The organism is Burkholderia sp. LA-2-3-30-S1-D2, assembly GCF_001523915.2.
GTDB lineage: Bacteria > Pseudomonadota > Gammaproteobacteria > Burkholderiales > Burkholderiaceae > Burkholderia > Burkholderia diffusa.
The window spans coordinates 633,760-657,788 of sequence record NZ_CP013383.1; the positions used below are offsets into that span (position 1 = coordinate 633,760).

General features: G+C 67.9%; 15 protein-coding genes. 10 read left to right on the forward strand and 5 right to left on the reverse strand.

Annotation, left to right across the window (positions count from 1 at the left end; translation table 11 throughout):
• Positions 1-42: 42 nt before the first annotated feature.
• Positions 43-600, reverse strand: a complete 558-nt coding sequence (locus WS66_RS02895; RefSeq protein WP_059600331.1) for a helix-turn-helix domain-containing protein — start codon at positions 598-600, stop codon at positions 43-45.
• A 324-nt stretch (positions 601-924) separates the two neighbouring features.
• Here WS66_RS02895 and WS66_RS02900 point away from each other — a divergent pair, with 324 nt between their 5' ends.
• Both WS66_RS02900 and WS66_RS02905 read left to right on the forward strand, forming a co-directional pair.
• Complete coding sequence (locus WS66_RS02900) at positions 925-2,328, forward strand: HdeD family acid-resistance protein (RefSeq protein WP_059600330.1); 1,404 nt, start codon at positions 925-927, stop codon at positions 2,326-2,328.
• Between the two features lie 425 nt (positions 2,329-2,753).
• On the forward strand, positions 2,754-3,485 hold the full coding sequence (locus WS66_RS02905; protein ID WP_059600170.1) for a ribonuclease T2: 732 nt from the start codon (positions 2,754-2,756) through the stop codon (positions 3,483-3,485).
• A gap of 67 nt (positions 3,486-3,552) precedes the next feature.
• Here the strand turns inward: WS66_RS02905 and WS66_RS02910 are convergent, their stop codons facing one another.
• Together WS66_RS02910 and WS66_RS02915 are read right to left on the reverse strand one after the other, a co-directional pair.
• On the reverse strand, positions 3,553-4,188 hold the full coding sequence (locus tag WS66_RS02910; protein ID WP_059600169.1) for an isochorismatase family cysteine hydrolase: 636 nt from the start codon (positions 4,186-4,188) through the stop codon (positions 3,553-3,555).
• Between the two features lie 446 nt (positions 4,189-4,634).
• Positions 4,635-5,549 carry a glutaminase gene (locus WS66_RS02915; RefSeq protein WP_059600329.1) on the reverse strand — a complete coding sequence of 305 codons (915 nt, stop codon included), beginning with the start codon at positions 5,547-5,549 and terminating at the stop codon, positions 4,635-4,637.
• A gap of 224 nt (positions 5,550-5,773) precedes the next feature.
• On the opposite strand from WS66_RS02915, the gene WS66_RS02920 reads away from it, so the two are divergent.
• A complete protein-coding gene (locus WS66_RS02920; RefSeq protein WP_059600168.1) occupies positions 5,774-6,484 on the forward strand; it encodes a response regulator in 711 nt (236 codons plus the stop codon).
• Positions 6,485-6,548: 64 nt separating this feature from the next.
• The gene (locus tag WS66_RS02925; RefSeq protein WP_059600167.1) at positions 6,549-7,679 is read left to right on the forward strand and encodes an ATP-binding protein; all 1,131 of its coding nucleotides are present in this window, start codon (positions 6,549-6,551) and stop codon (positions 7,677-7,679) included.
• A 6-nt stretch (positions 7,680-7,685) separates the two neighbouring features.
• On the opposite strand, the gene WS66_RS02930 is transcribed toward WS66_RS02925, so the two are convergent.
• Entirely contained in the window at positions 7,686-10,106 is a 2,421-nt protein-coding gene (locus tag WS66_RS02930; protein ID WP_059600166.1) for a patatin-like phospholipase family protein, read from the reverse strand.
• Positions 10,107-10,377: 271 nt separating this feature from the next.
• Between WS66_RS02930 and WS66_RS02935 the strand changes: the two genes are divergently transcribed.
• The 5 genes from WS66_RS02935 to WS66_RS02955 all read left to right on the forward strand — a co-directional run bounded on the left by WS66_RS02935 (position 10,378) and on the right by WS66_RS02955 (position 21,225).
• The gene (locus WS66_RS02935; RefSeq protein WP_059600165.1) at positions 10,378-11,412 is read left to right on the forward strand and encodes a rod shape-determining protein; all 1,035 of its coding nucleotides are present in this window, start codon (positions 10,378-10,380) and stop codon (positions 11,410-11,412) included.
• A 205-nt stretch (positions 11,413-11,617) separates the two neighbouring features.
• Entirely contained in the window at positions 11,618-12,277 is a 660-nt protein-coding gene (locus WS66_RS02940; RefSeq protein ID WP_059600164.1) for a YdcF family protein, read from the forward strand.
• Between the two features lie 623 nt (positions 12,278-12,900).
• The gene (locus WS66_RS02945; protein ID WP_059600163.1) at positions 12,901-18,489 is read left to right on the forward strand and encodes an autotransporter domain-containing protein; all 5,589 of its coding nucleotides are present in this window, start codon (positions 12,901-12,903) and stop codon (positions 18,487-18,489) included.
• 155 nt (positions 18,490-18,644) lie between these two features.
• Positions 18,645-20,870 (forward strand): amylo-alpha-1,6-glucosidase, encoded by a 2,226-nt coding sequence (locus WS66_RS02950; RefSeq protein ID WP_059600162.1) that lies wholly within the window; start codon positions 18,645-18,647, stop codon positions 20,868-20,870.
• 103 nt (positions 20,871-20,973) lie between these two features.
• Entirely contained in the window at positions 20,974-21,225 is a 252-nt protein-coding gene (locus tag WS66_RS02955) for a hypothetical protein (RefSeq protein ID WP_059600328.1), read from the forward strand.
• 500 nt (positions 21,226-21,725) lie between these two features.
• Here WS66_RS02955 and penR read toward each other — a convergent pair whose 3' ends face one another.
• Entirely contained in the window at positions 21,726-22,616 is an 891-nt protein-coding gene (gene penR / locus WS66_RS02960) for a beta-lactamase transcriptional regulator PenR (RefSeq protein ID WP_059600161.1), read from the reverse strand.
• Positions 22,617-22,732: 116 nt separating this feature from the next.
• On the opposite strand from penR, the gene blaPEN-bcc reads away from it, so the two are divergent.
• Positions 22,733-23,626, forward strand: coding sequence for a PEN family class A beta-lactamase, Bcc-type (gene blaPEN-bcc, locus WS66_RS02965; protein WP_059600160.1), 894 nt, complete (start codon positions 22,733-22,735; stop codon positions 23,624-23,626).
• Positions 23,627-24,029 lie beyond the last annotated feature (403 nt).

Here is a 24,029-nt window from a genome sequence, read left to right on the forward strand (position 1 = left end):
GCACGCGATGCGTCCACGCATGAAATATGCGCGCCGCGCTTGCTACAACGTTTCGACGAGCCGCGCGGCGGAGCCGTCCGACAGCGTCATCCGTGTCCATCGGCAGGTGCTGCCGCGGATCGGCACGACGCGCGATGCATTTGCGCCGGTCGCGAATTCGACGCTCGGCGGCCCCGCGCGATCGTGCCAGCCAAGCGGGTCGAGCGCGGCTTCCATGCGGACGATTTCCGGCGTCGCGTAGCGCCACAGCGATGTGCCGAGCAACGTCGGCAGCGGCCGCGAGAACTCGGCCGCGCGCGATGGCGAGCAGGCGAGCAGGCGGTGCGTGAGGTCGCACACGAGATGCATGCGGGCCGTGCTGCTCGCGATCAGCCGGGCGAGCGCGTGGTCGCCCGCTGAATCCAGGCGCGCGGCAAGCAGCCGCTCGGCCATCGCGCGCTCGTCGGGCGACATCTGCTGGATGCCGGCTTCCCAGCGCGAAATCGTCGATTGCGCGACGCCGAACAACTCGGCCGCGTGGCTCTGCTTCATGCGATGCAGCGTGCGCCAACGCTTGAGTTGCGGGCCGAGCGGCGGGGTGTGAAGCGGTGAGGCGCGCATGTTCGTGCTCCGTTCGGGATGCGGGCCGCGCTGGCGCCGCGTTGCGAAATGGATCAATCGGCCGTTGTTCCGGGGATGCCTGGATCACGACGACCTTGACGTCGGGCGTCAGGACTCACCGGAATTGTTTTCGCCAGGCTTTCAACCGGCTCCTCCATATCTTATTATTCGGCGAACGCGGAGCGCGCCGGCTGTCATTGTTCATGTTGAAACATGATGCGCCGGTCAGCTCTGGCTTCCGACTTCCGCATCGCACGAATGCGCGGTCGGCACGACGCGGGACACGTGGCCGGCGCGTATCCCGAAAAAACATACGAGGGCGCCATGGTACGACTGGTCTTGCTGCTGCTGGGCATCGAATATCTGCGAACGCGCTCGCGCGGGCTGACCGTGCTGGGCTGGCTGTGGGTCGTCGCGGGCGTCGGCATCTTCGTCGACGCGCTCGACGGTGCGCTGCATTTTCCGATCGAACTGTTCGCCTGGCTGTTCCTGATCGAGGGGCTCGCGACGCTCGCGGTGGCTGGCAGCGGCGTCGGCGGGCAGCGCATCCTGCGCTACGTGAAGGGCATCGCGGTCGTGGTGGCCGCCGGGCTCGTGTTCGCGGGCCATCATCACGGCCACTTCCTCTTGTCGATGATCTTCGGCACGCTGTTCCTCGTCGACGGGCTGCTGCAGTGCACGTCCGCATGGATGGTGCGTTACCGGCGCTGGAACGTTGCATTCGCGTGGGGCGTCGTCGAGATCCTGCTGGCCGTCTTCTTCTATCAGCCGTATCCGACCCACTATGTGGGTACCGTGCCGTATTGCCTCGGCCTGCTGCTGATGTTTGGCGGGATGCACATGCTGAGCCTTGCCGCGCGCGTGCGGCGGCTGACGCGCAATCCCGCGTTCGTCACATCGCCGGCGCCGTCGATCGTGCCCGACATCGACGCGGCGCCCGACAACCCGCGCTTCACGCAATCGGAATGGGACGGCCCGCCGGCCGACCACGAGCACGCGCTGACCGTGCACGTGTGGACGCCGACCGGCACGTCGAAGGCCGAAGCCCAGCGCTATCCGGTGATCGACCGCTACATCGCGGCGGTGGACGTCAACGGCGTGATCTCCACTGGCCATGCGGCGCTGGAGTCGCCCGAGGGCATCTACATCAGCCTCTATCCGGCGGTGGAAATCGATCGTTCTCCGGACGAATTCACGCGGATTCTGCGCGCGACGCGAGAGAACGACGTGCCGGGCCTGTTCCAGCCCGACTATGCGACCGAGTCGAAAGCGTGGTGTCCGTCGACCGTGCGCGTGCGGATCCGCAATTACGATCCGGCGAAGCTGGCCGCATTCTGGTCGTCGTATCGGCAGACCGTCACGTACAACCTCACGCACCGCAACTGCTCGAGCACCGTCTCGAACGCGCTCGAAGCGGCACTCGACGGCGCGGTGTGGCGGCTCAGGGGCACGCGTGCCGGGTGGGGCGCATTCATCCGGCTGCTGCTCACGCCCGAGCTGTGGGTCGCCGCGCAGATCCGCAAGCGTGCGGTGACGATGGCCTGGACGCCCGGCCTCACGCTCGACTATGCGCGCGCGCTCAGCATGCTTGCCGATCCGCGGCCGTTCGCGTGGTGGAAGGTCGCGCGCTCGGCCGTGAAGGCGATCATGGCGTCGCGCCGCGCATGGCGAGCGCAGGACAGCGCGGCACTGTCACCGGGTGAATCGGAAGCCGCGTCGGTGAAATAATCGCGCGGCGCCGGACGAGGCGCCGTGCGCGACAGGCGCCGCCGCCGGACGATCCGGTGTCGTGGCCGGCTATCGGAACTTGCCTGGCGAACAACAATGAACGCCGCGAGCGCGTTCCGCATCCTGATTCCCGTTTGAAGCTCCCCCGTTCCCGATCTCGACGCGGTATGGCTTGCCTGGCCGGGAGGCCGTCATCCTGGGATGCTCCGTCGCAGGATGAAGATGGCGAGAGGGCAGGCCGGCGTCGCAGGCGCAGGAACGTGAGCGTTGGGATCGGTACCGGTGATAACGGGCTCGGCGTTGCGCGACGAATTCCTTCGTCGACCTTCATATTGATGCCACGTTGCGCGGACAACAATCGCGGGCAGACATTCGACAATCTTGCGGCGCATCCCGCGACCGCAAGCCTTTTCCGAGGAAACGCCATGCTCAAGACGCTCGCCCGCGCCGCGGCCGCACTCGCCGTCGCATCCGCCTCGCTGCACGCCGTCGCGCAGACCAGCTACGACTACCTGTTGCTCGCGGCTTCGTGGGAGCCCGGCTTCTGCGCGTCGCACGACACGCCGGAGTGTACGAACCTCGCCGGCACGTACGCGGCGACGAGCCTGTCGCTGCACGGCCTGTGGCCGAACAGGTACGACGGCAACCAGCCGTTCTACTGCGGCGTGCCGCAGAGCGACGTCGATCTCGACAACGCGCACCAGTGGTGCAGCATGGATGCGTATCCGGTCAGCACCGCGACGCGCAACACGCTGTCAACCTACATGCCGGGCGTGGCGTCGTGCCTCGACAAGCACGAATGGTTCAAGCATGGCACCTGCTCGAATTCGGCATCGCCGGACGCATACTGGAACGAGGCGGCCGGCATGGTCAGCCGGCTCGGCAACACGTCGTTCAACGCGTTCCTGCAGGCGAACGCGGGCAGGACCGTGACGCGCAACCAGCTGCTGTCCGCGTTCGAAGGCGCGTTCGGCAGCAATACGCGCAGCGCGGTGTCGCTGAAGTGCACGAAGACCAACGGCGTCAGCTATTTCACGGAAGCGTGGATCGCGGTCAAGACGAATGCGACCACGCAGTTTCCGAGCGCGGCCTCGCTCGTGACGGACGGGAATACGCAGGGGACGTGCCCGACGTCGGGCGTGTATATCGCGAAGTAACGCGCGAAGTTGCGCGGGATGCGCCGGTCGGAAGCGTTCCGGCCGGCGTGGCGCGGGTGTTGCACGTCTATGCGAGCAGCAGCAGTGCGTCGGCGAGCGACAGCACTGTCGTGCGCGTCTCGAACGCCGTCGCGAACAGATGCTCGTGCACGACCTGATCCGGGTCGTAGCAGCAGTCCTTCACCGTATACAGCCGGAAATCCGCATCGCTTGCGTGCGCAACCGACGACAGCACGACGCCGGTCGACGCAATTCCGACGAGGATCAGCGTGTCGATGCCCTGCGCGACGAGCCGTGACTGCAGGTCGGTGCGGAAGAACACGCTCGCGCGATGCGCGACGGTCAGCGGCTCGTGGTCCAGCCGTCCGAGTTCCGGGCATGGGCCGTCGTCGACGAAGAGGCCGAGCTGCTTGATCCCTTGCCCGTTCTTGTTGCGTGGACTGACTTCCGGATAGCCCGGGCTGAAACGGAGATTGGCGAAACACACGTGGACGCCGCCCGCCCGGGCTGCATCGCACAGCTTGCGCGTGTTGGCGAGCAGGGTAGGGGCGACCGATGGAAAGAGACCGAGAATGTCGGTCTGGTAGTGCATCACGACCAGTGCGGTTTTTGCCGGCACGATCGGCGGAATCGGTGTGTGCGTGCGGCCTTCCGCGTTTGCGTGGCGAGTCGTTGCGAGATCTGAAGCGTGTTCCGGTTGCATGACTGATGCTCTCCCATGAGTCATTTCGGTGTCTCAGAAAATCGATCGCTCGTTATACGTCGTCAACCATTCCGATGCAAGCGTGCCGGAACTCGGTCAATACGGTCAGCGGTGCCGGCACGTGGACTCACACGCCGACCAGCTTCATCGAGTTCATTCCTTTTTCGAAACTGAGGATCTTGATGACGCGCCTGAAGTTATAGGCACAGGATGTGCAAGCTCATTTCAGTCGCGACGCGACCAATATTACGGTCTTCGCCTTCGACAAAACGCCCCATCGTCGCATCTCATCGGAACGGGTTGGCTCAGTCTGGGTGATCGAACGCGTTTTTACGCAACCTCGGTCGATTGCTGCCGATAGCCGAATTCCCCGTTGAGCGCGCCGGCACGAGCCGATATTCACCTGCCGCCGTCGTGCCAGCCGACGCGCGCCCAACCTCGCCACCTCAAAAAATCGACCTTCCCGTATAAGTCGTCAACCATTCCAGCGCCAGCGTCCCCGCCAGCGAGTTCCCGTTCGCATCGAGCCCCGGCGCCCATACGCACACGGCCATGTCACCCGGCAGCACCGCGACGATCCCGCCGCCGACACCGCTCTTGGCAGGCAAGCCGACGCGATAAACGAAGTCGCCCGCCGCGTCGTAGGTGCCACAGGTCAACATCAGCGCCGACAACCGCTTCGCCGAACTCGCATCGACGACCCGCTCGCCAGTGACGGGCGCGACGCCGCCGTTCGCGAGAAACAGCGCCGCTTGCGCAAGCTCGACGCAGTTCATCGTGATCGCACACTGGCGGCAATACGCGTCCACCACCGTGTCGGGCGGCATCTGCATGTTCCCGAAGCTCGCCATGAAATGCGCCATCGCGCGGTTGCGTTCCGCGTGCTGCAGTTCCGACAGCGCGACGCGCGAATCGTAGTCGAGGTCGGTCGCGCCGATCAGCCGCCGCACGAACTCGACGAGTGCCGTCTCGGCCTTGACGAAGCGGCGGCACAGCACGTCGGTGACGACCAGCGCGCCGGCGTTGATGAACGGGTTGCGCGGCTTGCCGCGCTCGCTTTCGAGCTGAACGAGCGAATTGAACGCGGTGCCGGACGGCTCGCGGCCGACCCGCTCCCACAGCGCATCGCCCAGCAGCTGGAACGCGAGCGTGCAAGCGAACAGCTTCGAGATGCTCTGGATCGAGAAGCGCTCCTGCGCGTCGCCGACGGTGTAAACGTTTCCGTCCAGCGTCACGACGGCCATCCCGAACTTGTCGGCGGGCACTTTAGCGAGCTCGGGAATGTAGTCGGCGACACGTCCCTGGCCGATCCAGGGGGCGAGTTCGGCATGGATGCGTTCGAGGATCGACTGGTAATTCATCGTGTGTGAGGCAGGGCGGGCGCGCGGCCCGGTTTTCGGAGAGCCCGTATGGAACCGTTTCGGCGCCGATTCGTCAAGCGCGGCGACCATCGCGCCCTTATTCTCCAGATCTTCAAACGGGCAATCGGTGGGCGCAGTATCATGCGGTACGTTTCGACCGATGGCCGGCAGCCGGCGCAGGCCTGCCGCCGCCGCGGTTTCCCCGTACGATCCGACCGTTGCCCATGTCTTTTCGCATCCTGCTCGTCGAAGACGACACCCGCCTGTCCACACTGATCGCCGGCTACCTGCGCAAGAACGACTATGAAGTCGACACTGTGCTGCACGGTGACGCCGCCGTCCCGGCGATCCTGTCCACGCGCCCGGATCTCGTCATTCTCGACGTGAACCTGCCGGGCAAGGACGGCTTCGAGATCTGCCGCGAGGCGCGCAAGGCGTACGACGGCGTGATCATCATGGTGACGGCGCGCGACGAGCCGTTCGACGAACTGCTCGGCCTCGAATTCGGCGCAGACGACTACGTGCACAAGCCGGTCGAGCCGCGCATCCTGCTCGCGCGGATCAAGGCGCAACTGCGCCGCGTCCCCGCGCGCGCGGCCGAGGGTGCCGCGCCGCAGCCGGAGCGCTACACGTTCGGCCAGTTCTCGATCGACCGCACCGACCGTTCGGTCGTGCTGCCGGGCGGCGGCTCGCCGGACCTCACGTCGGCCGAGTTCGACCTGCTGTGGGTGCTGGTGTGCCATGCGGGAGAAGTCGTCAGCCGTGACGACCTGATGCTGCAGCTGCGCGGCGTCGAGTTCGACGGTCTCGACCGCACGATCGACGGGCGCATCTCGAAGCTGCGCCGCAAGCTGCATGACGATGCGGGCAACCCGCAGCGGATCAAGACGATCCGCAGCAAGGGTTACCAGTTCAGCAAGCATGCGTGGGAATGACGCCGGCCCGGCACGACGCCGTCGGCCGCCGCATCCCCGCATCGCACGATAGCCGGAAGCCGCGATGATCCGACGCACCCGTTCGCACCCCGATGCAGCGCCGCTTTCGGCGCCGCGCTATGTCAGATGGCGCTGGCTGCATTTCCGCCGCGCGTGGACCGACACGCGCGCCGACCGCATTCCGAGCTGGTCGCGCCTGTACGTGCGGACCTACCTGCATCTGCTCGGCCTCGTGCTGCTGACCGCGCTCGTGCCGGCGCTCGCGCTGTGCGTCGTGCTGTCGCCGGAAGTCGTGTGGCACGCGTTCGACGCGCTGCCGGGCGATATCTGGATCGTGCTGGCGTTCGTGTTCGCAGCGCCCGCGCTCGCCGCATATCGGTGGATGCGGCCGGTCTGGTCGGATCTCGTGATGGTGCGCGAGCGCGCGATCGACTTCACCGGCGGCCGCTTCAACACGCGCGCGCGGGAGTCGCACAGCGTGATCATCGGCCCGCTCGCGCGCACGCTGAATGCGCTCGCGATGCGCATGGAGCGGCTGATCGCGGCGCAGCGCGACCTGACGAACGGGATCTCGCACGAGCTGCGCACGCCGCTCGCGCGCGTGCGCTTCGCGCTCGAGATGCTGCGCGAACCGGGCTCCGCCGCCGAATACCACGGTGCGCTGGAGAGCATCGCGCAGGACGTGACCGAGCTCGAGGAGCTGATCGACATGAGCCTCACGTATGCGCGGCTCGAATACAGCTCGCTGCAGTCGAACCTCGAACTGACCGCGCCGGTCGCGTGGTTCGAGCACCAGGTCAGCGACGCGCAACTGCTGTATCCGGAGCGCGCGATCGAGTCGCGCATCGCGATCGCGTCGGACCTGCGCGTGAAGATGGACCGGCGGCTGATGTCGTACGCGATGCGCAACCTGCTGCGCAACGCGAGCAAATATGCGGCGTCGCGGATCGTGGTCGGGATCGCGCTCGAGCACGGCAACATCGCGATCTTCGTCGAGGACGACGGCCCGGGCGTGCCGGAGAGCGAGCGCGAGCGGATCTTCGACGCGTTCGTGCGCCTCGACCGCCGCACCGGCGGCTACGGGCTCGGCCTCGCGATCACGCGGCAGGTGCTCCACGCGCACAACGGCCGGATCGCGGTGGTCGATCCGGTCGAACTCGGCGGCGCGCGCTTCGAGATCAGCTGGCCGATCTGAGCGCCGTCAGTACGTGCGGCCGAGCTGCAGGTAGATGTTGCGCCGGCCGCCCGGCGCGAGCGCGACACCCATGTACAGCGGACCGAATGCGGTCGACAGGCTCGTGAAGAACGTGTAGCTCTGCTTGAGCGTGCCGCCGCCGACCTTCACGCCGCTCGACCACACATTGCCGACTTCCGCGCTGGCGCCGACCGACAGCGCCTTGATCGGGGACGCGTTGAACGTCATCAGCTGGTTCATGTACGTCACGTTACCGTACGCGAGTTCATTGCCGGTCAGCTGGTCGGCCGCATACGCGGCCAGATGCTGGAACCCGCCGAGCGTGAAGTTGAACGCGTTGATCAGGTTGGTGCCGCCGATGCTCTTGCCGCCCTCGATCGTTGCACTGACGCTGTGCCGGCCGAACTGCTGCGCGATCATCGCCTTGCCGTAGAGCTCGGTGTAAGGCGTGTTCGACGTATCGGCGAGGTCCTCCGCGGACTGGCTGTTGTGCGACCACAGCGACCGTTCGACACGGAATTCGCCGTAGTAGCCGCGGCGCGGGAACATCGGATCGTCGAGCTGATCGATGACGAGCCGCGCCCGCGCGGTCAGCGCCTGCGACGTGAAGCTCGGCCATATCAGCGTCGAGCTGCCGTCATCGAACGGGAACGGCAGGTTGTAGTTCGGCGAGCCGTGCCCGGTCGCGTAGCCGATACCCATCCGGAAGTCGCCGAGCCGGGCGATCGGCAGGCCGAAGTCGAGCCCGGTGCGCGCCGTCTGCATCAAGTACTGATTCAGCTTCACCTCGCCGCTGTTGTCGTACAGGTTCACGTAGCGACGCTGATATTCCGCGTAGGGCGAAATGTACAAGCCGTATGCGGCCGGCAACGGCTGGCGCAATTCGACGCGCGCCGACTGCAGATCGCTGCCGATCGTCGTGTCCGCGCGGAACTCGAGGCCCGATTCGGTGAGCCACGGCCGCCGGTAGCCGATGTGCAGGCGGAAGCCGCCCTCGTCGGTCGAGCTGCTCGACATCCCGACGCCGAACAGCAGGAAATTCGGCCCCCAGTATTTCTCCCGCGCATCGATCTCGAGCACATTCTCGTCGCCGTGGCTCACGATCTGCTGCGTCACGCTCTCGAAATTGCCGCCGGTCGTCAGCCCGAGCAGGTCCTGGCTGACGGTTGCCGGATCGTAGGTGTCGCCCGGTTTCACGTGCAGCGCGTCGCTGACGACGCGCTTCGGCACGCCGCCGGTCGTCTTGATCTCGACCCGCGTGATGCGGATCGGCGGCGGCAGCGGCTGCGCATGCGCGGACCGGTAGGCCGCGTACTGTTCCGGCGTGAGCGCGAAGTGCCTGAGCCGCGGGAGCGCCGCGGTCGCGGCGGCCGCGCCGGCGGCGATCGCCTGCTTCGCGTTCTGGAAATCGGTGAACGCGAGCGCGCCGAGGTCGGGCGTGAGCAGCACGTCCTGCGCGGCGAGTTGCTTGCGCTGCAACGTCACGTTCTGGCGAATCAGGATGCCGACCATCTGCTGCATCACGTCGGCCGGCGACGCGAGCGCGTCCAGCGGGCGCAGCGGCGAGCCGATGTCGACGGCGATCACGACCTTCGCACCCATCTGCCGCGCGGTGTCGACCGGCAGGTTGCTCACGAGGCCGCCGTCGACGAGCGCGCGGCCGTTGATCTCGGCCGGCGCGAACAGGCCGGGCATCGCCATGCTCGCGCGGATCGCGAGCGGCAGCGAGCCGCGGTCCAGCACGACCATCTGGCCCGTCTGCAGATCGGTTGCGACCGCGCGATACGGGATCGGCAACTGGTCGAACGGCTGATTGGTCGGCACGGCGGCCGTCCAGTTCGCGAGCAGCGCTTGCAGCCGGTTGCCCTGCACGAGGCCGACCGGCGCCTTCACGCCTTTCTTGCCGAAGCCCAGTGTAAGGCTGTTGATGTACAGTCGCTCGTCCTCGCGGCTGCTTTGCGGCAGGTCCGCGCGGTCGGTCACGTCGAACGCGATGTCGGCCAGGTTCACTTCCGACAGCTGCTTCTGCATCTCGTCGGCGGCCATTCCGCTCGCATACAGGCCGCCGACCACGGCGCCCATGCTGGTGCCGGCGATGCAATCGATCGGAATGCGGTTCTCCTCGAGCACTTTCAGCACGCCCAGGTGGGCGTACCCGCGGGCGCCGCCGCCGGACAGCACGAGGCCGATCGCCGGCCGGCCGGCCGGACCGCCGTCGGCGTTGCAGGTCGGCGCGGGCCTGGCGGCGGGGGCCGCGGCCGTCGTGACGGGGGCGGCCGGCGCGGCGGAAGCGGCCGCCGTCGCGGTGCGGGGGGCGGTGTCGGCTGCCGGCAAGGGCTGCGCGGCAACGGTGCAGCACCAGAGCGCAACGAGCGTTGCGCCCAGTTGGCGCATCCCGAGCCAGCGGGGAAAAGCGGTCGCTGTCATGGAGGAATACCTTGCGTGATCGGGCGTCGGACGCCTGCCGGGAGCAGGCAAGACCGAGAGATTACCGTGTTTTACAAGCGCGACGCGAGAGGCCGGTGCGTAGCCGCGGACCTGCCGAAACACACATTCGGCAATCTCGTCGCGAAAAAATCATCGGAATTGTCTAAAGTACCGGAACGATTTGCCGCTAAGTCCATGATGGGGCGGTAAAAGCGCGCCGCGGAGACGCGGCCTGGCCGTTTCGGCCGGTTTGTTCAAAAAAAGGCTTGATATGTCGACACCGCTGTTCGGAAAGTTGTTTGCGCAACCCGTTGCGATCGACCCTGGAACGGCGAGTACGCGGATTTATACGCACGAGCGCGGCGTGGTGCTGAACCAGCCGTCGGTCGTCTGCTTTCGCAAGGGCGGCGCGATGGACGCGCGACCGACGCTCGAAGCGGTCGGCGAGCGCGCGAAGGCGCTGCTCGGCCGTGAGCCGGGGCATCTGGAGGCCGTGCGGCCCATGCGGCACGGCGTGATCGCCGATGCGCACGCCGCCGAGCAGATGATCCGCCGCTTCATCGACATGTCGCGCACGCGTTCGCGTTTCGGCCGCCGCGTCGAGGTCACGCTGTGCGTGCCGTCGGACGCGACGGCGGTCGAGCGCCGCGCGATCCGCGAGGCCGCGTTCGCGGCCGGTGTATCGGACGTCGAACTGATCGAGGAAGCGCTCGCCGCCGGGCTTGGCGCGGGCCTGCCGGTGACCGAGCCGGTTGGCTCGATGGTGATCGATATCGGTGGCGGGACGACCGAAGTTGCCGTGATCGCGCTCGGCGGCATCGTCTACCGCGAGGCGATCCGCGTGGGCGGCAACCAGTTCGACGCGGCGATCGTCAACCACGTGCGCAACCTGTACGGCGTGCTGCTCGGCGAGCAGACCGCCGAGCGCGTGAAGAATACGATCGGCTCGGCAACCAGCGCGGTGCCGCGCACGTCGACGCGCGCGATTGGGCGCGGCGTCGCGGACGGCCTGCCGCGGTCGATCGAGTTGTCCAACCACGACGTGGCGGACGCACTGGCCGCACCGCTCAAGCAGGTGATCGGCGCGGTGAAGTCGGTACTGGAAAATGCGCCGGCCGAACTCCTGACCGACATCGCGCATCGCGGCGTGGTGCTCACGGGCGGCGGCGCGCTGCTCGCCGACCTCGAACGCCTGCTGCGCGACGAGACCGGACTGACTGCGCGGATCGCCGACGAGCCGGCCACCTGCGCGGTGCGCGGCGCGGGGGAGGCGAAGGGGCGGCTCGCGACGTGTCCGGTGGATTGACGCCGGCTGGGCCGGCGCATTGGCGTTCCTTGCCGGCCTTTCGAACCCCGAATCTCCCGCATGCCGAACGTCGTCCGGGTTCTCCGGACACGCTCGGCACGTCGTGTCGACCTCGTTACCTGGACAGGCGCGAGCGCGCCGTGGCAGCATGCCGGGCCGTGTGCCGTGCAAACCGGCGGCACGCTTCTCCAGGAGTCCGATACCTTTGAACCAGCGTTTCAAGCGGGGCCGTGCGGCCCGGATCGGCCGTGTCCTGGCCGCGTTCGCGTGTTTGTGGATTGTCGCGGCCGTTGTGCTCGTCGGAACCGGGATGCGGATGCCGAGCGAGCCGGCCGACGTCGCGGTGATCTTCGGCAATGCGCTCGACGACGGCGGTGCGCCGAAACCGGTGCTTGCGGCGCGGCTCGATGTCGGCGTGCGCTGTTATCGCACCGGGCAGTGCCCGGCGTTCCTCGTCAGCGGCGCGATCGACGGCCCCGGGCTGAACGAGGCGACCGCGATGCGCGACTATCTGGTCGCGCGCGGCGTGCCGGCCGACCGGATCGCCGTCGACGACCAGGGCGACAACACGCTCGCGACCGCGCAGCACACGCACGCGTACATGCAGGCGCACCGGATGTCGCGCGTGCTGATCGTCAGCCAGTATTACCATCTCGCGCGGGCGCGCCTCGCGTTCGAGCGGGTCGGCATCGCGCCCGCGAACATTTTCGCCGCGTATCCACACAGCTTCCAGTGGCGGGATATCTATTCGAGCTGGCGGGAAGTGCCCGCATACGCGATCTATGCGCTGCGCCTGTGGCTCGATCCCGATGCACGGCCCAAGTCGTTCCGGCCGATGCTTTATCTGATGAGCCTGTTTTCATAACACGGCGTTCCGGCCGGGATTCGGTCGATTTTACGGCTTTCATTTTCATTTCCAAATGCCGCCTTCGCGTGGGCCGGATCCGAAACTGTCGGGAAGCATGTTGAAAATCCGCGCTTTCAATTTGGCAAATGAAATGGATCCGGATTATCGAACCGACTGCCGCAGGCGTCACTTATATTGCACCGCGAAAATCAGCCGCCTATGAGGTATCGGCATTTTCAGGGATCGAGCTCCGTCGGCAGCTTCGCGCCGGATTTGACGGAGTGACCGGGAGATGCGCGGAAACCCATCACTTCGCGCATTTCATCAAGTAAAAAATACGTATTCTATTGACCCTTCTCAGATAACCAAACATCGACTGGAAAACCATGTTTTTTTGATATAGCCTTGTCTGACAAAAGCAGGGGCAGTAATCAAATCAACCAGAAAGTCGCTGCATAAAAACAAGGGTCACGATCATGGCATCCGGTTAGTTTTGCATCCTCAAACGAGAATCGATTAACCAATAATTCATCCACGAATAAACCGACGTCGTTCCGCGACCGCCGGAGGGCACGCTTGCGTCCCGGATTTTCCGCTGTCGCCGGTCCGATTCAGCGTCCATGCCGATCACGAGGGGAAGCATGAACATTGCGCATTCGAAGAAGAGCGGGGAGCCGTTTCCGAGATTCCTGTTGCCGACGGGGGTTTTTCTGGCATTGTCCGGCGCGGGCATCGTTCCCGCGTACGCGACCTGCAGCACGGCAGGCACCACGGTGACCTGCTCGGGCGTCGCGAATCCGCTGGCGCCGAGCTATGCAAACAGCGCCAACAACCTGAACGTCACCGTCAATCCCGGCGCGAGCGTCGGCGTGCTGCTGGGCGTCGGCGGCACCGCGATGTCGCTGACCGGCAGCGGCGTCACGCTGACCAACAACGGCACGATCGATCCTTCGGCGCTCGGCTCGGGGCTCGGCGTGCTGTCGAGTGGCACGGTGGTCGGCAATGCGTCGGCGAGCACCACGACCGTCACCAACAACGGCACGATGATGGGCTCGACCGGCGTCGCGATCAGCGGCGTGACGGGCATGGCGCTGTCGGTCCAGAACGGCACGGGCGGCGTCTCCAGCATCACGAACACCGGCGTGATCGGCTCCACCCCGCTGGTGGGTGCGACGCTGTCCGGCGCGGACGCGCCCGTGGTTGCCGCTTACGGTGGCGGCCAGGTCAACATGTCGAACAGCGGAACGATCACCGGGCGCGTGTCGCTCGGCTCGAGCGGCACGCCCGGGCTCGGCAACACGTTCGTCAACTCCGGCACGATCAACGGCGGCGTGTCGATGGGCGCCAACAGCACGAACACGTTCACCGCGGTCACCGGCTCGTCGGTCAATACGGCGGGCGGCACGGGCGGCGCGTTCAACATCACGGTCGGCCCCTTCACGCTCGGCGTCGCGGCGACCGGCGTCGTCGACGGCGGCGCGGGCGGCAACAACACGCTGGTGCTGCAGCAGGGCGCTACGGCGAACGGCACGATCGCGGTCAACGATTACATCAACTTCAATCATCTCGACGTTACGAGCGGCAACTGGACCATCAACGGCGCATCGACCGCGCAGGACGCGACGCTCGCGGGCGGCGTCGCAATCATCAACGACAACGCGTCGCTCGGCACGGGCACCGTCACGGCCACTGGCGGCGCGCTGCAGGCGGGCACGGCCGGGCTGAACGTCGCCAACAACGTGGATCTCGGCGCGGGCGGGCTGACGGTGCAGGGCGCGACCGGGCTCACGCTGTCGGGCACGGTGACGGGTAGCGGCACACTGACGAAGAACGACGGCGGCACGCTGACGATGTCGGGTGCGAGCACGTATACGGGGGGCACGAACCTGAACGGCGGCGGCCTGGTGGTCGGCAGCAACACGGCGCTCGGCGCGGGCGCGCTGAACGTCAATGCGGCGGCGTCGCTCGACGCGAGCACGAACGTGACGCTCGGCAACGCGATCAATCTCGCCACCGGCACGACGCTGACGGTCGGTGGCAGCAACGCGCTTGCGCTGTCCGGCGCGATCGCCGGCGCCGGCAGCCTCGTGAAGGACGGCGCGGCGACGCTGACGCTGAACGGCACGAACACGTACACGGGCGACACGACGATCAACGCCGGCACGCTCGCGCTCGGTACGGGCGGCAGCCTCGCGGCGACCGGCACGGTGAACCTGACCGGCGCGGGTGCGACGTTCGACCTGAGCGGCGCGTCGGGCTCACGGACGATCGGCGCGCTGGCGGGAGCGGCCGGCACGAACGTGAACCTGGGCAGCACTTCGCTGACGCTCAACGGCACCATCAATGCGACCTACGCGGGCACGATCGGCGGCGCGGGCAGCGTGACGCTGTCGGGCCCCGGAACGCAATCGCTGACCGGCACGAACGTCTACACCGGCGGCACGAACCTGAACGGCGGCAACCTGGCCGTCGGCAGCAACACGGCGCTGGGCTTGGGCGCGGTGAACGTCAACGGCTCGTCGACGCTCGATGCGACCGCCAACGTGTCGCTCGCGAACGGCATCAACGTTGCCACGGGCACGACGCTGACACTGGTCGGCAGCACCGATCTCGGGCTCGGCGGCACGATCTCAGGCGGCGGCGGGCTCGTGAAGAACGGCGCGGCGACGCTGACGCTGAACGCCGCGAACAACTACACGGGCGGCACGACGCTGAACGCCGGCGTCCTCGCGCTCGGCAATGCCGCGGCCCTCGGTTCCGGCACGCTGACCGTCGGCGGCCCGGCGACGCTCGATGCGACCACGAACCTGTCGATCGGCAACGCGATCGATCTCGGCGCGAGCACGGCGCTCACACTGGGCGGCAGCAACGCACTCGTGCTGGGCGGCGTGATCTCCGGCACGGGTGCGCTCGTGAAGGCCGGCGCGGCGACCACGACGCTGACGGGCGCGAACACGTATACAGGCGGCACGACGATCAACGCCGGCACACTGGCGATCGGCGCGGGCGGCAGCCTGGCGGCGACCGGCGCGATGAATCTCGCGAACGCGGGCGCGGCGCTCGACCTGAGCGCTGCGACGGTGCCGCAGTCGATCGGCGCGCTGGACGGGGTGGCGGGCACGAACGTGAATCTCGGCGCCAATACGCTGACGCTGGGCGGGACGGCCGGCGGCACGTTCAGCGGTGCGATCGGCGGCACCGGCAGCGTGACGCTGGCCGGCACCGGCACGCAGACGCTGAACGGCGCAAGCACCTATTCGGGCGGCACGAACCTCAACAGTGGCAGCCTGGTGCTCGGCAACGCATCGGCACTCGGCACCGGCGCGCTGAACGTCGGCGGTACGGCTACGCTCGATACGAACGCGAACCTGTCGGTCACCAACGCAGTCGATCTCGGCGCGGGCGCAACGCTGACGCTCGGCGGCAGCAACGCGCTCGGATTGAGCGGCGCGATCTCCGGCGCGGGCGCGCTCGTGAAGGACGGCGCGGCGACCACGACGCTGACGGGCGCGAACACGTACACCGGCGGCACGACGATCAATGCGGGCACGCTGGCGCTCGGGGCGGGCGGCAGCCTGGCGGCGACCGGCGCGATGAATCTCGCGAACGCGGGCGCGACGCTCGATCTGAGCAGTGCGTCGGGTGCGCAAACGCTCGGCGCGCTGTCGGGCGTGAGCGGCACGAACGTGAATCTCGGCGCCAACGCGCTGACGCTGGGCGGGACGGGCAGCGGCACGTTCAGCGGTGCGATCGGCGGGACCGGCAGCCTGACGCTGGCCGGCACCGGCACGCAGACGCTGAACGGCGCAAGCACCTATTCGGGCGGCACGAGCCTCAACAGTGGCGGCCTGGTGCTCGGCAACGCATCGGCACTCGGTACCGGCGCGCTGAACGTCGGCGGTGCGGCCACGCTCGATACGAACGCAAACCTCTCGATGACGAATGCGGTCGCTCTCGGCACGAGCGCGACGCTGACGCTCGGCGGCAGCAATGCGCTCGGATTGAGCGGCGCGATCTCCGGCACGGGTGCGCTCGTGAAGGACGGCGCGGCGACCACGATGCTGACGGGCGCGAACACGTACACCGGTGGCACGACGATCAACGCGGGCACGCTGGCGCTCGGGGCGGGCGGCAGCCTGGCGGCGGCCGGCACGGTGAACCTCGCCGGCACCGCCGCGACGCTCGACCTGAGCGGCGCGTCGGGTGCGCAAACGCTCGGTGCGCTGTCGGGCGTGGCCGGCAGCAACGTGAGTCTCGGCGGCAACGCGCTGACGTTGGGCGGAACCGCCAGCGGCGCGTTCGGCGGGGTGATCGGCGGCACCGGCGGCCTGACGGTCGCGGGCACCGGCATTCAGACGCTGACCGGCAGCAACACGTACACGGGCGGCACGACGATCGCGGCGGGTGGCACGCTTCAGCTCGGCAACGGCGGCACGTCGGGCAGCGTGGTCGGCAACGTCGTCGACAACGGCGCGCTGATCTTCAACCAGTCCGCCAACGTGACGCTCGCGAGCGTGCTGTCCGGCACCGGCTCGCTGACCCAGGCCGGCAGCGGACAGCTGACGCTGACTGGCACCAGTACGCTGAGCGGCCACACCACCGTCGCCGCGGGCACGCTCGCCGTCGACGGTTCGCTCGGCCAGTCGACCGTGACCGTGCAGAACGGCGCGACGCTGACGGGCACCGGCACGGTCGGCGGCCTCGTCGTGCAGAGCGGCGCGTTCGCGGCCGTGTCGCAGCCGGGCGCGGCGCTGAACGTCGCCGGCAACGTCACGTTCCAGCCGGGCTCGACGCTGCAGGTCGCGGTCACGCCGCAGCAGGCGGGCAGCGTCGCGGCGAGCGGCACGGCCACGCTGAACGGCGGCACCGTGCAGGTGCTCGCGAACCAGGCCAGCTATCAGCCGACCACGAAGTACACGATCCTCAGCGCGTCGTCGGGCGTGCAGGGCACGTTCAGTCAGGTGAATTCGAACTACGCGTTCCTGATGCCGACGCTCAGCTACGATCCGGACCACGTGTACCTGCAACTGGTCGCGAACGGCACGTCGCTGACCGATGTCGCGACGACGCCGAACCAGCGCGCGGTCGCGACCGCGATCGGTGCGCTCGGTGCGGGCAACCCGCTGTACGACACGGTGCTGACGACCGATGCGGCCACCGCGCGCCGGGCGTACGGGATGCTCGACGGCGAACTGCAGGCGAGCCTGAAGAGCATGCTGCTGCTCGACAGCCGCTACGTGCGCGATGCCGTGACCGATCGCGTGCGCCAGGGCCTCGCGCCCGCATCGGGGCCGCTCGCGGCGCTGTCGTCGGGCGGCGCCGCGCTGTGCGGCGACAACACGGCCGGTGTCACCGACCCGACGTTGCCGCCGGAACGCCGGATCGGCTCGCGGGCCGGCTGCCATGGCGGCACGCCTTATCAGCCGGTTGTCTGGGGGCAGGCATTCGGCGGCCGCAGCAGGCTCGCGGGCGACGGCAACACGTCGGCGATCAACCGCAGCATGACGGGCTTCATCGCCGGTGCCGACATGGCGCTCAACGACAAGTGGCGTGCCGGCCTGGCCGCCGGCGTCACGCACAGCTCGCTCGACAACGACCTGAGTTCGTCGGCGTCGGTCAACAGCTACTACCTGTCGCTGTACGGCGGCGCGCAGTACGGTGCGCTCGGCGTGCGCGGCGGCGCGTCGTACACGTGGTATCGGATCAACAGCGACCGCTATCCGGGCTTCGCGGGCTTCTCCGACCACGATTCGGCCGGCTACGACGCGAATTCCGCGCAGGTGTTCGGCGAAGTCGGCTACGCGCTGCCGGTCGGGCCGGTTGCGCTCGAACCGTTCGCGGGTCTTGCCTACGTGAACCTGCATACCGATGGCTATACGGAAAGCGGCGGTGCGGCCGCGCTGCGGGCCGGCGGCCAGACGACCCACGTCGGTTTTTCGACGCTCGGCGTGCGTGCCGCGTCGCAGTTCGGCACGTTCACCGCGCGCGGGACGGTCGGCTGGCGGCACGCGTTCGGCAATGTGCAGCCGTCGTCGGCGTTCACCTTCGCGAACGGCGGTACGTCGTTCCAGGTATCGGGCGTGCCGATTGCTCGCGACAGCGCGGTGCTCGAAGCGGGCATCGACGCGACCATCACGAAGCGCCTGACACTCGGCCTCACGTTCAGCGGCCAGTACGGCAGCGGCGTGCGTGACAACGCGGTGCTCGGCAACATCCTGTGGAAGTTCTGATCGTCGCCTGATGTGCCTGTGCGCGGCCCGGTGCGGCGGTGGCAACGCCGCGGGGACCGCGTCTTTTTCGTCGCTGCGCGCCCCCCCGGTTCTGGCCTATCCTGTGCGAAACACGCGACGCGCACCGCGCGTTGCGCCTCGACACAGGAGCATCGATGCCGAATCACGCCGAAGCCACCACGACGCAGGCGCCGCAAGTCGCGCCGGTTCCCCCGACCCAGGCGACGGGCCCCGCGTTCATCGCGCCCGAAGCCGATCCGCAGGCACTCGCACGCAACAACCAGTACGTATTGAAATCCGGCGACGCATTCGTGGTCAGCGATGCGCTCGGCGACATCGGCGGCCATGACGACGGCCTGTTCGTCGACGACATGCGCGTGCTGTCGACATGGCGTTTGACCTTCGGCGGCCGCGCGCCGTCGCTGCTGTCGGGCGCGACGAGCGCGGACAACGCGTCGTTTACCGCACACCTGACGAACCGCCCGCTGCCGCCGCTCGGCGGCCGCGAGACGCCCGAGGGCGTGATCCACATCGAACGGATGCGCGTGCTCGCGGGCGACGTGCTGCACGAAGCGCTGACGCTGACGAACTACGGCGCGAGCGAGGCCGAGGTGCCGCTGTCGCTGTCGTTCGCGGCGGATTTCAAGGACATGTTCGAAGTGCGCGGCACGCAGCGCCCGAAGCGCGGCACGGTGGCCGCGCCGCGCGTCGACGCCGGTGCGGTGCGGCTGCGTTACGACGGCCTCGACAAGGTCGAGCGCAACGTGACCGTGCATTTCTCGCCGGCACCCGACGCGCTCTCGGTCGATCGCGCCGATTACACGCTGACGATCGCCGCGCAGGCGTGCGTGTCGATCTACCTGACCGTCGACGCGACGCTCGGCCCGGCGCGCGACGGGGAAGGCCCGGGATGCGGCCGCGTCGCGCTGCGCACCGCGCTCGTCGGCGTGCATCGCGAGATGCGTTCGCGGCGCGAGGCGATGGCGCGCGTGAACACCAGCAATCCGCTGTTCGACGCATGGCTCGACCGGTCGCTCGCCGATCTCGGGCTGCTCACGACGCAGCTCGACACCGGGCCGTATCCGTATGCGGGCATTCCATGGTTCTCGACGCCGTTCGGCCGCGACGCGGTGATCACGTCGCTGCAGATGCTGTGGCTGCAGCCGTCGCTCGCGCGCGGCGTGCTGCGCTTTCTCGCGGAGCACCAGGCGCGCGAGACGTCCGCGTTCCGCGATGCGGAGCCCGGCAAGATCATGCACGAATTCCGCCGCAGCGAGATGGCTGCGACGGGCGAGGTGCCGTTCGCGCTGTATTACGGCGGCGTCGATACGACCCCGCTGTTCCTCGTGCTCGCGGGGGCGTACGTCGAACACACCGGCGACGATGCGCTGATCGACGAGCTGTGGCCCGCGCTCGAGCGCGCCGCGCAGTGGGTGATCGACAAGTGCGACCGCAATCCGTACGGGCTGCTCGATTACCAGCGCACGTCGGAGCGCGGCCTCGCGAACCAGGGCTGGAAGGATAGCCACGATTCGGTGTTCCACGCGGACGGCCGCTTCCCCGACGGCCCGATCGCGCTCGTCGAAGTTCAGGCGTATGCGTGCGCGGCGCTCGACGCGATGTCGATGTGCTCGCACCGGCGCGGACACGCGGCTGACGCGACGCGCTATGCGTTGCGCGCGAAGACGCTGCGCGACCAGGTCGAGGCACTGTTCTGGATGCCGGAGTCCGAGTTCTACGGGATCGCGCTCGACGGTCACGGTGACTTGTGCCGCGTGCTGGCGTCGAACGCAGGCCATCTGCTCGCGTTCGGACTGCCCGACGCCGGGCGCGGCGCGGCGGTCGCCAGCGTGCTCGGCTCGACGCTGTTCCAGACGGGTTGGGGCATTCGCACGCTCGCGGCCGGCCAGCCGCGCTTCAATCCGATGGCCTATCACAACGGTTCGGTGTGGCCGCACGACAATGCGCTGATCGCGCGCGGGCTCGCGCGCTACGGCGACAAGACGGCGGCGGTGAACCTGCTGCGCGCGCTGTTCGAAGCCGCGGTCAGCTTCGAGATGCGGCTGCCGGAGCTGTTCTGCGGGTTCCCGCGCCGGCGCGGCGAGCCGCCGACGGCGTATCCGGTCGCGTGCCTGCCGCAGGCGTGGGCGGCCGGTGCGCCGTTCATGATGCTGCAGGCCTGTCTCGGCGTGAGCGTCGACGCGGCGCGCCACGAAGTGCGTGTCGAACGCCCGACGCTGCCCGAAGGCGTCGACTGGCTGCGCATCGACGAACTGCGGGTCGGCGACGAGACCGTATCGCTGACGTTCCGGCGCGTCGACGGCCAGGTGTTCGCGGCGGCCGCGCAGCCGGGGCGGGTGAAGGTGGTCGCGGTGCTGTAATGATGCGGCAGCCTGCACGGACGTTGCGCGATGTCGCGCCACGTCCGCGCGCAGCGGCATAGAATCGTGACATGACCCTTGAACGATGGCGGAGGCACCTACGATGACGACCGATAAACGGCCCGACGACGGCGAGCAGAAGCTCGAGAATCTGGAAGCGGCGGTCGACCACCTGCACAAGTCGATCGAGTCGCAGAGCATCGCGGCTGGCGCGGCGAAGGGCATCCTGTTCAGCCTGATCGAAACGCTCGGCGCGCTGATCGGCGATCCCGACCTGCCCGAACATGCGCGCTCCGGATACGAGGCGCTGCGCGACAAGGCGAGCGAATTGCGCAGCGGGCTCGACCGGCATTGATGAACCGGCAGCGCCGGCGTCGGCCGCACGGCCTGCGCCGGTGCTGCACAACCTTGCGCGGCGCGCACAAAACCCCGTGCGCTCAATGAGTTAGCCGGCCGGTGCGCAGGATATCCACAAGCTTGCCAACACAATCTGTGGAGAACCGTCCGGCCCCCGTGCCGGTGCGCAGGGTGCGCGCCGCGAGGTCGCAAACGATGCCGCGTCATTGACCTGTCTGGCTCGATCTACTGAATCCCCTTTTGTATCAGGATGTTACGCGTCACATTGGTGGAATATCCACAGGCTTGCCAACAAAATCTGTGGATAAGTCTGACGTGATTGCTTCCTGATGGTTGAGGATCCGCCGCGCGGCGGCCGTTGCGTTCAAGCTCCAGATGGCACGGGCTGCCCGATACGTGCATCGGCGCGGTAATTCGTGCGCGATCAACGGGTTAGGCCCCGGGTACCCAGGATATCCACATCCTTGCCAACAAAATCTGTGGACAAGCAGGGCCTCATCATTCGACCGGCGCCGCGTCGGCCGCTTCCCCGACGATCCAGTCGCGAAACAGCGTCATTGCCGGCGTGAGCGGCTTCGACTTCAGCGACGTGAGCCAGTAGCCGCCCGCGCGCACGTCGATGTCGAGCGGCCGCGCGAGCAGGCCGAGCTGCAGTTCGCGCACAAACATGCTGGCCGGCGCGAGCGCGATGCCCGCGCCCTGCATCGCGGCCTCGACCATCAGTCGCGACGAATCGAACACCGGCCCGTTCACTGGCCACGGTTCGAGCTGCGCGGCGTCGAACCAGCCGAGCCATTCGTCGGTGCGGTACGAGCGCAGCAGCGTTTCGTTCGCGAGATCGGTCGGCCGTGCGAGGCGCCGCGCGATCTCCGGCGCGCACAGCGCGGTGAGCGGTGCGTCAAGCAGCCGCTCGTTGCGCGTCGCCGGCCAGTTGCCTTCCCCGAAGCGGATCGCGAAATCGAGGCCCTCGGCAGCGAGGTCGACGACGTTGTTGTTGGTCCGCAGCCGCAGCTCGACGAACGGGTGCGTGTCGCCGAAGCGCTTCAGCCGTGGCATTAGCCAGCCTATGGCAAAGGTGCCGACCGCGCCGAGCGTCAGCACCTCGTGGAAGCGTCCGCCCTCGAATTGCTTGAGCACGGTCTCGATCCGGCTGAATGCGTCGCTGAGCACCGGCAGCAGCGCGCGCCCTTCGTCGGTGAGCCCGAGGCCGCGCGGCAGCCGCGTGAACAGCGCGCAGCCGAGCCGCTCCTCGAGCGAGCGCACCTGCTGGCTCACGGCAGCCTGGGTCACGCTCAGCTCGAGGCCGGCACGCGTGAAGTTCAGGTGGCGCGCCGACGATTCGAATGCGCGCAACGCATTGAGCGGAAGATGAGGGCGGAGCTTAGTCATAAGAATTTCTTGTGTCAGCGCTCAATTATCGTTGCTTGTCAGGCAACCGTAAAGTCACGATAGTGCTGTCTCGCCGGCCGGCCGTTTCGCATCCATTCCACCACGAGAGACACGACATGACCTACTCATCGCAACGTCGAACCCTGTTGCTGGCCGCCGCGACGGCGCCGCTCGTCCTGACCGTCGCCGCGTGCGCGTCACCGCCGGCCGCGGGGCAGGACGTTTCGTCCGCGACGTCGTTTGCCGCGCTCGAGCGCGCCGCGGGCGGCCGTCTCGGCGTGTGCGCGATCGACACCGCGAGCGGCCGGCACGCGCGGCATCGCGCGGACGAACGCTTCCCGTTCTGCAGCACGTTCAAGGCGATGTTGAGCGCGGCGGTGCTCGCGCAGAGCGTCGAGCACCCGGGGCTGCTGCAGCAGCGCGTGACGATCGCGCAGTCCGATCTCGTGAACTACTCGCCGGTGTCGGGCAAGCACGTCGGCACCGGGATGACCGTCGCCGAGTTGTGCGAGGCGGCGATCCAGTACAGCGACAACTCGGCCGCGAACCTGGCGATGAAGCTGATCGGCGGGCCGGCAGCGGTGACCGCGTATGCACGCTCGATCGGCGACGACACGTTCCGGCTCGATCGCTGGGAGACCGAACTGAACACCGCGTTGCCGGGCGACCTGCGCGACACGACGACGCCCGACGCGATGGCCGCGAGCATGCGCGTGCTTACGCTCGGCGACGCGCTGCCGCCCGCGCAGCGTGCGCAGCTCGTCGCGTGGCTGCGCGGCAACAAGGTCGGCGACAAGCGGATTCGCGCGGGCGTGCCGGCCGGGTGGCAGGTGGCCGACAAGACCGGCACCGGCGACTACGGGACGACGAACGATGCGGGCGTGATCTGGCCGCCGTCGCGCGCGCCGATCGTGCTCGTCGTGTACTACACGCAGGCGCGTGCCGATGCGAAGGCGAAGGACGACGTGATCGCGGCCGCCGCGCGCATCGCGGTCGCGACGTTCGCCTGAGCGGGCGGCGCGGCGTGCGTTCATCGATGGCTGGACGAAGCGATGGAGGCGCGCCGTGCCGCAGGCGTGACCGGCACGTCGAAACGTTGTGCGATCAACGACTTAGGTCACGCATGCTCAGGATATCCACATCCTTGCCAACAAAAATTGTGGACAAGCCCGCGAGCGGGCTCGTTCATCGCGCAGCGGGCGCGGCGCTCGCGTGCCGCAGGCCTGCCTGCACGGTTTGAAGCGGCACGGACAAAACCTTTCGGATCAAGCGCTTGTGCGTGGTATGCGCAGGCTATCCACATGCTTGCCAACACAATCTGTGGACAAGCGGTGTGGCGCGCGCGACAAGCGGTTCGTCGCATCGCATGACGATGCGCGAACGGCACGTTGCCTGCCGCGTGCCCCATTCGAA

Excerpts from the sequence above, each read along its gene's own strand:
- WS66_RS02895 (WP_059600331.1), bottom strand. The coding sequence starts at position 600 with ATGCGCGCCTCACCGCTTCACACCCCGCCGCTCGGCCCGCAACTCAAG.
- WS66_RS02900 (WP_059600330.1), top strand. The coding sequence starts at position 925 with ATGGTACGACTGGTCTTGCTGCTGCTGGGCATCGAATATCTGCGAACG.
- WS66_RS02905 (WP_059600170.1), top strand. The coding sequence starts at position 2,754 with ATGCTCAAGACGCTCGCCCGCGCCGCGGCCGCACTCGCCGTCGCATCC.
- WS66_RS02910 (WP_059600169.1), bottom strand. The coding sequence starts at position 4,188 with ATGCAACCGGAACACGCTTCAGATCTCGCAACGACTCGCCACGCAAAC.
- WS66_RS02915 (WP_059600329.1), bottom strand. The coding sequence starts at position 5,549 with ATGAATTACCAGTCGATCCTCGAACGCATCCATGCCGAACTCGCCCCC.
- WS66_RS02920 (WP_059600168.1), top strand. The coding sequence starts at position 5,774 with ATGTCTTTTCGCATCCTGCTCGTCGAAGACGACACCCGCCTGTCCACA.
- WS66_RS02925 (WP_059600167.1), top strand. The coding sequence starts at position 6,549 with ATGATCCGACGCACCCGTTCGCACCCCGATGCAGCGCCGCTTTCGGCG.
- WS66_RS02930 (WP_059600166.1), bottom strand. The coding sequence starts at position 10,106 with ATGACAGCGACCGCTTTTCCCCGCTGGCTCGGGATGCGCCAACTGGGC.
- WS66_RS02935 (WP_059600165.1), top strand. The coding sequence starts at position 10,378 with ATGTCGACACCGCTGTTCGGAAAGTTGTTTGCGCAACCCGTTGCGATC.
- WS66_RS02945 (WP_059600163.1), top strand. The coding sequence starts at position 12,901 with ATGAACATTGCGCATTCGAAGAAGAGCGGGGAGCCGTTTCCGAGATTC.
- WS66_RS02950 (WP_059600162.1), top strand. The coding sequence starts at position 18,645 with ATGCCGAATCACGCCGAAGCCACCACGACGCAGGCGCCGCAAGTCGCG.
- WS66_RS02955 (WP_059600328.1), top strand. The coding sequence starts at position 20,974 with ATGACGACCGATAAACGGCCCGACGACGGCGAGCAGAAGCTCGAGAAT.
- penR (WP_059600161.1), bottom strand. The coding sequence starts at position 22,616 with ATGACTAAGCTCCGCCCTCATCTTCCGCTCAATGCGTTGCGCGCATTC.
- blaPEN-bcc (WP_059600160.1), top strand. The coding sequence starts at position 22,733 with ATGACCTACTCATCGCAACGTCGAACCCTGTTGCTGGCCGCCGCGACG.